The organism is Limosilactobacillus viscerum, from assembly GCF_947387525.1.
In the GTDB taxonomy this organism is placed as follows: Bacteria; Bacillota; Bacilli; order Lactobacillales; family Lactobacillaceae; genus Limosilactobacillus; species Limosilactobacillus viscerum.
Genome location: NZ_CANDNW010000001.1, coordinates 163,940 through 175,812, shown reverse-complemented (window position 1 = coordinate 175,812; position 11,873 = coordinate 163,940). Strand labels below are relative to the sequence as shown.

General features: G+C 44.7%; 10 protein-coding genes. 4 read left to right on the top strand and 6 right to left on the bottom strand.

Annotated elements, in window-relative coordinates:
* A partial coding sequence (locus QOS07_RS00795; RefSeq protein WP_283587113.1) for an IS30 family transposase occupies positions 1 to 385 on the top strand: 385 nt, incomplete at its 5' end.
* A gap of 169 nt (positions 386 to 554) precedes the next feature.
* Here the strand turns inward: QOS07_RS00795 and QOS07_RS00790 are convergent.
* Positions 555 to 1,439, bottom strand: coding sequence for an aldo/keto reductase (locus QOS07_RS00790; protein ID WP_283587112.1), 885 nt, complete (start codon positions 1,437 to 1,439; stop codon positions 555 to 557).
* 271 nt (positions 1,440 to 1,710) lie between these two features.
* On the opposite strand from QOS07_RS00790, the gene QOS07_RS00785 reads away from it, so the two are divergent.
* The 3 genes from QOS07_RS00785 (at position 1,711) to QOS07_RS00775 (ending at position 4,957) form a co-directional block, all read left to right on the top strand.
* Entirely contained in the window at positions 1,711 to 2,463 is a 753-nt protein-coding gene (locus QOS07_RS00785; RefSeq protein WP_283587111.1) for a gamma-glutamyl-gamma-aminobutyrate hydrolase family protein, read from the top strand.
* Positions 2,435 to 3,736 carry an APC family permease gene (locus tag QOS07_RS00780; protein ID WP_283587110.1) on the top strand — a complete coding sequence of 434 codons (1,302 nt, stop codon included), beginning with the start codon at positions 2,435 to 2,437 and terminating at the stop codon, positions 3,734 to 3,736. Before QOS07_RS00785 ends, QOS07_RS00780 begins: the two co-directional genes overlap by 29 nt.
* A 234-nt stretch (positions 3,737 to 3,970) precedes the next feature.
* The gene (locus QOS07_RS00775; RefSeq protein ID WP_283587109.1) at positions 3,971 to 4,957 is read left to right on the top strand and encodes an asparaginase; all 987 of its coding nucleotides are present in this window, start codon (positions 3,971 to 3,973) and stop codon (positions 4,955 to 4,957) included.
* A gap of 150 nt (positions 4,958 to 5,107) precedes the next feature.
* On the opposite strand, the gene QOS07_RS00770 is transcribed toward QOS07_RS00775, so the two are convergent.
* The 5 genes from QOS07_RS00770 to asnB form a co-directional block, all read right to left on the bottom strand.
* Positions 5,108 to 5,977 carry an alpha/beta hydrolase gene (locus tag QOS07_RS00770; protein ID WP_283587108.1) on the bottom strand — a complete coding sequence of 290 codons (870 nt, stop codon included), beginning with the start codon at positions 5,975 to 5,977 and terminating at the stop codon, positions 5,108 to 5,110.
* Positions 5,964 to 7,274, bottom strand: a complete 1,311-nt coding sequence (locus tag QOS07_RS00765; protein WP_283587107.1) for a PTS transporter subunit EIIC — start codon at positions 7,272 to 7,274, stop codon at positions 5,964 to 5,966. The genes QOS07_RS00770 and QOS07_RS00765 overlap by 14 nt, the downstream gene beginning before the upstream one ends.
* A gap of 217 nt (positions 7,275 to 7,491) precedes the next feature.
* Positions 7,492 to 8,097 carry a signal peptidase I gene (gene lepB, locus QOS07_RS00760; RefSeq protein ID WP_283587106.1) on the bottom strand — a complete coding sequence of 202 codons (606 nt, stop codon included), beginning with the start codon at positions 8,095 to 8,097 and terminating at the stop codon, positions 7,492 to 7,494.
* A gap of 21 nt (positions 8,098 to 8,118) precedes the next feature.
* A complete protein-coding gene (locus tag QOS07_RS00755) occupies positions 8,119 to 9,669 on the bottom strand; it encodes a UDP-N-acetylmuramoyl-L-alanyl-D-glutamate--2,6-diaminopimelate ligase (protein ID WP_283587105.1) in 1,551 nt (516 codons plus the stop codon).
* A 115-nt stretch (positions 9,670 to 9,784) separates the two neighbouring features.
* Positions 9,785 to 11,701, bottom strand: a complete 1,917-nt coding sequence (asnB, locus tag QOS07_RS00750; protein WP_283587104.1) for an asparagine synthase (glutamine-hydrolyzing) — start codon at positions 11,699 to 11,701, stop codon at positions 9,785 to 9,787.
* Positions 11,702 to 11,873 lie beyond the last annotated feature (172 nt).

Sequence of the window (11,873 nt, the reverse complement as noted above, 5' to 3'; positions counted from 1 at the left end):
TCTTAACATTCATCATCGTACTGCCGAATGTGTTAACACTCACCTTGACCAATGGCTTGCCAAAATACCACGGCACCCCTTTAAGTCCATCACATTTGATAATGGTAAAGAGTTTGCGGAATGGCGTGAGATCGCTAATAAGCATGATATTAGTGCCTACTTTGCAGAAGTTGGTGCTCCCAATCAACGGGGGTTAAACGAAAACAATAATGGTATTATTCGGCGTGATGGACTAAAGAAAGGCATGGATTTTCGCTCACTACCTGATGAATTAATCCAGCAAATTATGACACGCCGTAATAACATTCCACGCAAATCACTTAATTATCAAACACCTTTGGAAGTATTCATGAAGTATATTACAGATGACCAATTTCTAATTTAAATTGACATTCCGGGGTGCCAAAAAAATAAGGAGCAAAGCAAAAGTCATTATGGCTTCTGCCTTGCTCCTTATTTATTACTAATTATATTTAGGGAGAATTATTATTTAGGAGATCTTATTATGTGTGAATTTATTATTGGGAGATTAATTAAAATAAGGGGTTAAGAAATTACTTTTCGCTATCTTGGACAGTCTTCAAGCTGGAACCAAAGATTTGTTCAATGGTAACAGGGTCACGGTGGTCAAAGAATTGGCTTTCTTTCTTGTCCAGACTAGCCATTGCCTTCATGTCATCGTCGCTCAGTTCAAAGTCGAAGACATCAATGTTTTCTTCCATCCGGTTTTGGTGGACGGACTTTGGAATAACAGTAATGCCACGTTGAAGGAGCCAACGAAGAATTACTTGACCATTGCTCTTGCCGTACTTGTCAGCAATTGCGGCAATTGTTTCGTTGGAGAAGATTTGGTGCTTACCTTCAGCAAATGGTGCCCAGGCTTCAACCCGGATATCTTCACCCTGGGCAAACTTAACTTCACTGTCTTGTTGGTACCAAGGGTTAACTTCGATTTGATTAACGGCTGGCTTAACTGGCATCGTCAGTTCAAGGTCCTTCAATTGGTCAGCGTAAAAGTTAGAAACACCAATGGCACGGATCTTACCTTCCTTTTGTGCTTCTTCTAATGCCCGCCATGCACCCATCGTGTCACCATATGGTTGGTGGAGTAAGTACAAGTCCATGTAATCAAGACCGAGCTTTTGCAGCGAAGCATCAATACCGGCCTTTGCGCGCTTGTAGTTGAAGTCAGAAACCCACAGCTTGGAAGTTACAAAAACGTCTTCCCGGTTAACTGAACTGTTCTTGATGGCCTTACCAACCGCTTCTTCGTTTTGGTAAGCGGTGGCAGTATCAATCAGGCGGTAACCAGTTTCCAGGGCATCAGTAACTGCTTGTTCTGCTTGGCTTAGGTCAGGAACTTGGAAGACCCCGAATCCTAAGGTTGGCATTTCAACACCGTTGTTTAACTTAACAGTTGGTACGTTTACGTTTGACATTTTTAATCATCCTTTCGTATATTCATTTAATCGTTGTCTATATATTACCCAGAAAAGTAAACATTGAAAATTACTTGATTGGAATGGGGGCATAGATCAAACGTATACTATTTTTTCTTAATCATTCACCTTGCGCCAAGCTTTAATTATTAACCTTCCTATTATCAAAGGTAATTATTCTGCGTTTTCTAAGATTCCTTCTTGCACTAACCGTTTCACCAGTGTTTTAATTATTACTGTTATTACAAAACGATTAGAGAGTGATTAGAAAATGAAGATAGGAATTACTGCCGATGTAAATTTAACCGAAACTCCGATTATTAATTTAAAGCTGGCACACTTTGCCCCTAAACCATTAGTTGATGTTTTAGTGAAAAACGATGTGGTGCCTGTAATCCTGCCAATCCTCCCTGGTAAACTTGCGAAAGCTAGTTTAGCCGGCCTGGACGGTTTAATTATCCCTGGCGGCCATGATATTGCTGCTGAATTCCTTCACGAGAACCCTTCGCTTGAATTAGGGCCGACCTATTCCCCACGTGATGCGTTTGAATTTCCCATTGTCAAGGCAGCCGCTGAACAGCACTTGCCATTACTCGGCATTTGCCGGGGTGCACAGGTAATCAATGCTGCCCTTGGTGGAACAATTTACCAGGACCTGCCAAGTGAATACAAAGGAGATGGACTCCTCCAACATTCACAACGAACTAAGGGAGACTTGCCAACTCATGAAGTTAAGATTGATCCTACTTCCCAACTAGGCAAGGATCTCGGCCCGACAGCATTTGTTAACTCTCGCCACCACCAAGCAGTTAAGGAGGTAGCCCCTTCGCTAAAGGCCGTTGCTCAAGCGCCTGATGGTGTAATTGAAGCAATCGAAAATGATGATGCTTCAATTCAAGCTGTTCAGTGGCACCCAGAAAATCTCTGGCAAAGCAGTCCACAGCAAGAGCGCTTATTCACTGCATTTATCGACCGGATCAAAGGGGGGCTTTTAAATGGCCAAAGCAGATGTCCAAAGCCATAAACTTGGCTTTGGTAGTATTGTTCTTTTTGGGATCAACGGGATCATCGGCAGTGGGATTTTCCTCCTACCAAGTTCGGGAATGAAATTATTCGGTCCCGCCAGCATCCTAGCATTGTTTTTCGATGGTTTTCTAATTTTCTGTATCGGCTTATGTTTTGCAGAATGTGCTGGTCTTTACAAACAAAATGGTGGTCCCTACCTTTATGCCCGGGGCGCCTTTGGTAACTTTATTGGTTACGAAGTTGGTTTCATGACCTGGGTCGTTCGGATGATTGCTGAAGCAACCTTGTACGTTGGCTTTGCAACTGCACTGGGCGGGATGTTCCCAGCACTTAATAATAACCTTGCCAAGAATATCCTTGTAACCATCATCGGCTTATTCCTGATGGGACTAAATATTGCGGGGGTCCGGGTTACCGCCGTTCTTAATAACATTGTGACGGTTGGTAAATTAATTCCAATTATCATGGTGGCGGTACTTGGTCTATTCTTCCTCCATCCTGCCAATTTCACTCCCTTCTTCACCCCCGGTCACAGCGGCAGCGCTAACTTCGCCCAGGCAACCTTGACCCTCTTTTACGTCTTTACTGGATTTGAAGGTTTGGTAGTTGCAGCCGGTGAAATGAAGAATGCCAAGCGGAACCTGCCACGTGCCTTGATGATCTCCATGGCAACCGTTGTCGTTATCTACCTTCTGGTCATGGTTGCTTGCATCGGAGTTCTTGGCTCAGGCCTTACTAAGTCAACCGTCCCACTCCAAGATGCAATGACGAAGATGGTTGGTGCCTGGGGTGGCGCATTAGTTGGCGTTGGTACCCTGCTTTCAATTGGTGGGATTGCCGTGGCCTCCTCCTTCATCACCCCTCGTTCTGGTGAAGCCCTGGCTGACCACAAGATGATGCCAAGTTTTCTCGCAAATAAGAACCGTTATGGTGCACCATACAACGCAATTATTATTTCAACCGTAATTGGCCTGCTGTTAGCATACAGTGGTACCTTCTCCAAGTTAGCAATGATTTCTGCCATCTCACGGTTCGTTCAATACATTCCTACTTGTCTAGCAGTAATTGTCTTCCGTCACACCAAGAAGGATGTGGCACGGCCATTTAAGGTTCCACTGGGACCCGTTATCCCCGTGATCGCCCTACTAATTTCTGGTTGGCTACTCTTCAACACTCCTAGTGCCAACCTTATCTGGGGCTTTGGTGCCTTAATCGTCGCCATCCCGTTCTACTTCTTAACCGGACGGCATGCGGACGAAAACTTTAGTTGATAAAAAAGACTGGGAAAACTCTTCTCAGTCTTTTTTATCGGGGCTGTGATATAAGTTCACCTATATAGATCAAAAGCGAACAGCGCGGAAATAACAGCTCCTCACCCATTCCATTAGGATCTGAAATTTTCCAGCTTTCTTACTAGTCTTTTCAGTGGTCATTCTTACATGATTGTCTTGTCTTTACTGAAAATGCTTACTAAAATAAAAACAGACTTGAAAGTGGGTGACATTATGACGAAGAACTTATTACTGTTGTCAACTGGGGGAACAATCGCTTCGGTTGCCTCCAATGAAGGACTAAAGCCAGGAGAATCAGGCGAACAACTGCTGAAAATGCTTGGCGCTATGCCCTTCAACGTAACAGTCAAGGATATCCTTGAAATGGATTCTTCCAATATCCAGCCAGAAGAGTGGGAATTGATTGCTAAAAAGATCAATGAATACCGGAATGATTTTGACGGAATTGTTGTTTCACATGGAACAGACACGATGGCTTATACCGCCTCAATGCTGACGTTCATGCTGCAAAACATCAATATTCCCATCGTCTTAACCGGAAGTCAGGTACCAATGAACGTTCCGCTCTCAGATGCGCCAGACAACATGAGCCTGGCTTTTACCGCCGCTGCTAAGTGCAAACCCGGCGTCTACCTTGCATTTAACCGTAAAGTCATGCGGGGATGTCGGAGCGTTAAGGTGCGGACAACATCCTTTGATGCCTTTGAGAGCGTAAACTTTCCGCCAATTGCCCAGGTAACCTCAGACGGCTTCCAGATTATGCGGGAACAGCCCGCAGTTAACGGGCAGTGCCACCTAAATACAAAAATTAATACAAACGTTTCACTGGTCAAACTCTTTCCCGGCTTTGATCCTAACCTATTACACGCGATGGCTGACAATGGCTGCCAGGGAATCGTGATTGAAGCATATGGTCTGGGAGGAATGACCTTCATCCGGCGGAACCTTGTTGCCGCTGTCGGCAAACTAATCCGCAATGGAATCCCGGTAATTGCTTCTAGCCAGTGCCTATATGAACGAAGTGACCTTACCAAGTATGAAGTCGGTAAGCAAGCATTGCTAGAAGGTGCCATTAGTGCCCATGATATGACTTCAGAATGTGCAATCACCAAGTTAATGTGGGGCCTCGGTCAGGGGATGAACGTAAATGAAATTGCTAAATTCTTCAATACTGATGTTGCAGGTGAAGTAACATTATAAAATCATCGATATTCATACTATAAAACTGCACTAAAAGTGACCTCCTTAATTGTTTTCGGGTAATGGCCTTAATTAATGCTTTTCAATACTACACATTAATTTATGAGCCTAAATCCCTGCGTCAATAATTAAGGAGATCACTTTTTCGTTTTACTCATCATTTTCACCCGCTGTATTTGGCCGCTGCTGGGGCTGCTGAGGACGATTTAAGATATAACGCTGGATAATATCAATTACCTGCTTATTTTGCGGGAGGGCCGAATGCTGGGCCAATTTACCAGTAATTGTGATCTGGGTGTAATGTTTAACGTTTCCTTGATAAATATACTTACCCGCTTCAACACTTGAAACTGGAACCAGCCCATCTTCAATATAATTTTCTGACCCGGCGACAGAATAGACAGTTAAATTCTTTGGCAGATTATCCCGGTACCTTTCAAAATCACTCAACATCTCCGTTTTCCGGTTAGTCGGTTCCGCAAAGTTATACGGACTCGCAATCGTTAACAAGCGGGTAATCCGGATCTGGCGTTCATGAAAGTAGTGCTCAAGAAAGTAGGTGTAAACCAGGCCCCCGTTAGAGTGACCAATCCCCTTAAAGTTATTAAAGGCATACCGGCTCTTTAGCTGGTTAAAGGCCTTATTGAACATCTGCGCTTGGAGCTTAATATTGTTATAGCCATCATGGTTATTTTGAAAGCCAACCACGATGAAGGGTTCACGGTCACGAGGTCGTATCCGCCCGGTATAAGTAATTTTGCCATTGTTATAAACTTTCACTTTGAGCAAACTGTGGTTCTGGTGGTCCACCTTATTTAATTTCCGAACTAACGGGTCAAAGCGGTTAACCGTGGCGCTTGAACCGGGAATCATAATTACTGGTGACATTGTCGACCGTTGCCGGTTCTCCATCAATTCAACATTATGGTCCGTCCAGTGGCCCGCTAAAATACCAAGGATAATAATCGCGCATGTCAGGCTAACCACTAACCAACGCCGGCGCCGTTTAATCTCTTGCATGTGGTTCACCCACCTTTCGTTGACCCTGGAGCCAGTCTTCTACCCGGTCCGCAATTTTAACAAACGGGATATAGGCAAGCACATCAACAATTAGCAACAGGACTGCCCAAACTAGTGCCCACCAGTCGCCACCGGTTCCAATTAGTGGCGCTAAGATACCCGGAGTCCCCACCGGTACCGGGTAAACCAGTGGCGGCAGAATATGGAGCATGATTAATCCACTAGCCACCAGCATGTTAAAGATCGGCAGCAAAACGAACGGCAGGAGGTAAAGCGGGTTGAGCATGACTACAGCTCCCAGCATTAGCGGTAAATTGGTGTTGAAAAACACTGGTAATGCGCTAGCCTTCGCAACGGCCCGTTGGTTTCGGTGATGGTTGACCCAAATAATCGCAATTAACAGTGCCAGGGCAACACCGACACCACCAAACTGGCCAAAACCGTTATATAGTGCCGCGGGCGTAAATGGGTATGGCACATGTACGTTACTCTTATGGGTCAGGGCGTAATTGAGGTTAGCAAAGAGTTCCGACCGAAACATCTCGTTTGAAATACTCAATGACTCTGCAAAGCCAAGCCAAGTAAGGATGGTTGCCAATAATGAAATTAACATGGTTAAGGCGTAGTTACTGTGGTTATTTAACACTTCAACGATTCCCTGGTTAATTGCCATGTCGATCCCCAAGTAGCGGATTACCGCATAACTAAAATGAAAGATGAAGGCTACCGTTAGCGCAAGTAAAATTGGCTTCATGTTTGAAAAAGCGCTCTTTAAAATATCATTACTCTTAAGTTGGAAGTCATTGATGGTGGTCTGCTGACCGAAGCGGACAAAGACCAGGCCAACGAGGTAGCCAATTACCACCCCAACAATAAACCAATTTGCCGTATAATAGCGCATATCGATCACACTACCATTCTGACGGACCCCATGATAAAAGACTAGGACGTAGCAAGCCATTGCAGTGATGCCTGCTGAAGGAATCTCGCCACGATGCAAGCGGGTTGTCAACTGGGCACTGGTATATGCAGCATAAGGTGCCAGGAAGCCAACCGTGACGACACTAATATCATTTGAAATTGCCCGCCAGAAACGGTAAGTGGGTAGCCACCGTTTAATGTAGAGGACGCTCCCCAGGAAACCACTAGGGGATAAGAAGACGTAGCTAATGACTCCTGCAATACAGCCAATTAGGGCGATTGGAAACAAGGTAACCATTGTCCGCTGAGCTATTTGAATAAAAGATAATTGCCGAAAGCGGACTAATTTGTCCACTAATTGGTCAGTTTTAGTCATTTTGCCATCCCCTTTTCGGCTTTAATTATAACGAACTTTACTCCTTTATTTCGTAAAGAATTAATGAAACCTAGGTAGAATCCTGGGGCAACGGTTTTAATTTTTAAAACAAATGAGGTCCAGCGCCCGGCAAGACCGAACTTTGGACCTCATTTGTGCTCATAGGGGCTCCCAGAAGATACCTTCTGTCGTGCTCCCTCTTAGCCTTATTATTCAACTATTTATCATAAAAGTGTTGCCACTCTTTGTTAACATTTTGCCGGGTCGTCTTTGTCCCAGTCCATGATGGCACCTTTACTACCCCATCAATCTTACTCTTTGGTACAAAGCCCCAGTAACGACCATCATTTGAAACACTCCGGTGGTCCCCAAGAACAAAGTACTCGCCCTTTGGTACCGTGGTTGTTCCATTATGCTTCAACCAGCTATTTTGAACGGACACACTCTTCAGCGTCCAGTTACCAGTTCCCGCCTTTCGTTGGTCCATACTGATGTAGCTTTGGTTGATCTTCTTACCATTAACATAAATATTTCCATTGTCAGACCGAACCTTGTCACCAGGTAATCCAATTACCCGCTTAACATAGTCAGTCTTTTGGGCTACTTGGGGGTCAACCCCATTAGCATCAAAGATAACCACGCTACCGTGGTGGATCTTAGCTGTCTTTAGGCAAAAGACCCGTTCATTGTTTACCAGGTTGGGTTCCATTGATGGCCCATCAACCCGGACGATTTGAAATACAAACTGTTTAATCAGCAGTGCAATCAACAGACCAATGACAATTGGAACAATCCAACTCATCGTTTCCCGAAATGCTTTCATATTTGCGCCTCACTTAATTAGTTACTTTTCAATTTCCTGAATGTAATCAGCTGCAATTTTACTATCCGTTGCGTATGGCGTATCAACACCCTTAATCTTCTGGTATGGGTCTTCACCCTTACCAGCAAGGACTACAATATCATCACTACCACTAGCATCAATGGCTGCTTTAATCGCCTTTTCACGGTCCATGATGTATTGGATTTCACCAACCTGTGCATGGTCGATATGGGAATTTATTTCCCGGGCAATATTCATTGGATCCTCAAAACCGGGGTCATCAGTTGTTAAAATTATCCGGTCTGGATGCTCTTCAGAAAGTGCCTTACCAAAGCCTTGCCGCCGGGAAATCCCCTTATCGCCCGTCGCACCAAGAACCACCGTAACTTTACCCGCAGCGGTTTGCCGCTTGAGGAAGGCCAATAGCCGCTTCAAGCTAGCGTAATTATGTGCGTAGTCAATATAGATAGTACCATGTTGCTTCGTTTTTTGCATTTCCATCCGGCCACGAATATGAACATGGTCCAAAGTTGCTAATGCATCTTCTGCCGTTGCGCCAGCAAGTGCGGTCGAAATAATGGCCGCAACCGCATTTCCTTCGTTATAATCGCCAGGAACGCTGGTCGTATACCGCTGATGAAGGTTTAGCCTGTCCGCTTTTTCGGAGCAAGCAACCAGTTCAAACTCACTTTCATGCAAGTCTTCGAGGTCGTTACGGTATTCAAAATCAAGCGTAACCCCCGCAGGTAAATCAACCTTTGCACCATGACGGGCAAAGAGATAAATATTCTCCGGTTGTGTCGTCGCCTTAGCAGTGTAGTATACATCAGCAAAGTGATCAGTTTCCGCATTAATAATACAGGTTTGCGAATTGACCAGGAGCTGTTCCTTACAGTGGAGGTAGTCCGCAAAGGTAGGGTGTTCGTTTCGTCCAATATGGTCAGGCGTAATATTCAAGAAAATCCCAACGTCAAAGTGCAAGCCGTAAGTCCGGTTCTTCTTATAAGCCTGGGAGGAAACCTCCATTACTAAGTGGGTCATCCCGTTATCAACGGCGGCCCGCATATCATGGAAGAGGTCCAGTGATTCCGGGGTCGTTAAGTCTGACTTAAAACGGTCAGTTGGCCCATTACCCAGTACCCGGTCAAGGGTTGAAAATAAGGCTACGTGTTTGTCGGTAGCATGTTCCAAAACGTGGTCAGCAAAGTAGGCTGTCGTTGTTTTTCCCTTCGTTCCCGTAATGGCAGTGATTGTCAATTCATTTTGCGGGAAGCCATAAAAGGCCGCGCCGAGTAGCGCCATTGCCTTTTGCTCATTTTTAACAATAATTGCGGGCAAGTCACTGCCTTCCGGGTATTCTTGTTCGGCCACGTAGGCAATCGCGCCCTTTTCCTTTGCCATTGTTAAGTATTTTGGCAAAAAGTTTCCCTTGCAAAAGAAAAGCGTTCCCGGTTCAACCTTTCGTGAATCGTAGGATACCTTGGTTGCCGTGAAGTCGGTTAAATTATTAGTATGATCCAGTAAATGGTGCTCGCGCAATAACGTTAGTGCAGGCGTAACATGCAATTCCATGTGTTATTGACCCCTCTTGATTTTCTCTCTTAAAACTCTATTATTTCATTTTTTGCTATAAAAGTGAACATGTAATAAAAAAGGCCGTGACAGTAACTGCCACGGTCCAATATTATTAAGCTTCAGCAGCAGTTGCCTTCGCCTTATCAATTCCTGATTCATCAATCTTGAAGTCATCGATAAAGTACAACTTGTACCAAATTAAGAAGGTGTAGACTGTCCAAATCTTCCGACGACCGTCGACCTTGCCTTCAAAGTTGTCATCAGCTAACTTCAACAGCTTATCTTGGTCAAAGAATTCCTTCACGAAGTCCTGGGCAAACAAGTCGCGAACTTCTTGGTAGTACTTCTTTTCCCGTAGCCATGCCCGAACTGGGGTTGGGAAACCAAGCTTTGGCCGGGTAGCCCATTCTTCTGGCAGGTGACGGTTGGCAGCCATCCGGAAGGCCCACTTAGTCCCCTTGTAGTTAAAGAGGTACTTAGTTGGCGTCGTTTCAGCTACCTTCATTACTTCCTTATCAAGCAGTGGTACCCGGATTTCGACCGAGTTAGCCATACTCATCTTATCGGCTTTCAGGCAAATATCACCAGGCATGAAGCGGTGAAGGTCAACGTATTGCTTCCGGGCAACGTCATCAACGTCCGTGCCTTCGTACTTATCATAAAGTGGCTTCAATAAGTCGGTAATCGTTGGCCCACAATCAAATTCTGGCTTCAGGTAGTCAGCCGCTTCTTCTGGACTAAAGATGTAAGCCTGGCCAATAAAGGTATCACGAGCTGGTGCCAAATTCCGGTAGAGGTGTTCAGACCCATGGAAGTGCTTGCCTTCCAGCCATTGGCCAAACTTGTACCGCTTCTCCCGTGGCATCTTCTTCAATTGGTCGGTCACCCACCGGATAAACTTAATCTTAGTGTTGAAACCATAAGCCGTGTAGCCAGCGAACAGTTCATCAGCCCCTTCACCAGACAGGAGCGCCTTGTAGCCGTTATCCTTAGCCAGCTTGTTTAAGAAGTACAAGGGAACAACGGATGGGTTGGAGTCTGGTTCATCCAGGTAGTATTGAATCAATGGGAAGGCGTGGAAGGCTTCCTCATTGGTCAGTTTCTTATCAGTGTTCTTCAGGTCCAACTTAGCAGCCAGTTCACGAGCTTGCTTAGTTTCATCGTAGGTACTGTCAAAGCCGATTGAGAAGGTGTTATTTGGCCGCATCAGTGCAGTAACTAAACTAGAGTCAACCCCGGCGGACAGGAATGAGCCGACCTTAATTCCGTTATCAGCATAGGTGTGGGCCTTAACGGAGTTGTCAACGACCTTATCAATCTTATCAACGGCTTCATCAAAGCTTTCATTTTCTGGTTCAAAGTCTTCGTCCCAGTATTGTTCCATGTCAAACTGGCCATCCTTGTAAGTAAAGTAGTGGGCTTCTGGCAAACGGAAAACTCCCTTAAAGAAGGTTTCCTGGGTAACGTTATACTGGAAAGTCATGTACGGCTTCAGCGCTTCCTTGTTTAACTTCTTTTCGAAGTTCGGGTGATCCAAGAAAGCCTTGATTTCAGAACCGACAAAGAAGGTCCCATTCATCTTGGCGTAGTACAATGGCTTAATTCCGAAGTGGTCCCGGGCACCAAACATTTCCTTCTTCTTGGTATCCCAAATAATGAAGGCAAACATTCCCCGGAGCTTTTGCAAGACATCCTTACCCCATTCTTCGTAACCATGCAGGATAACTTCTGTATCAGCGTGAGTGGTAAAGGTGTGGCCTTTTTCAATTAATTCGGCCCGCAACTCTTCAAAGTTGTAGATTTCACCATTAAATTCAATGATCTTGGAATTATCTTCATTGAAAATTGGTTGGTTACCGGACTTAACGTCGACAAAGCTCAGCCGCCGGAACCCAAGGGCAACGTCATCATCCACGTATTGGCCTTCTGCATCAGGGCCCCGGTGGATAATCCGTTCTTTCATTTTTTTAATTAAAGTATCTTTTAATTGTGGTTTTTCGTTATCAACAAACGCAACAATTCCACACATTGCAAAGTTCCTCTTCTTTCCCTAAATTTTTAACCGTAATAATAAAACTTGAACCTAAATTATAACATATCACACTAATTTTCACTAAAGGAACTCTTATCTTTAAGAAGATATTAAAAAAGGCTGGGAAGAAATGCTTTCTCCTCGACCCTATTATTTTATATTTCCCGGG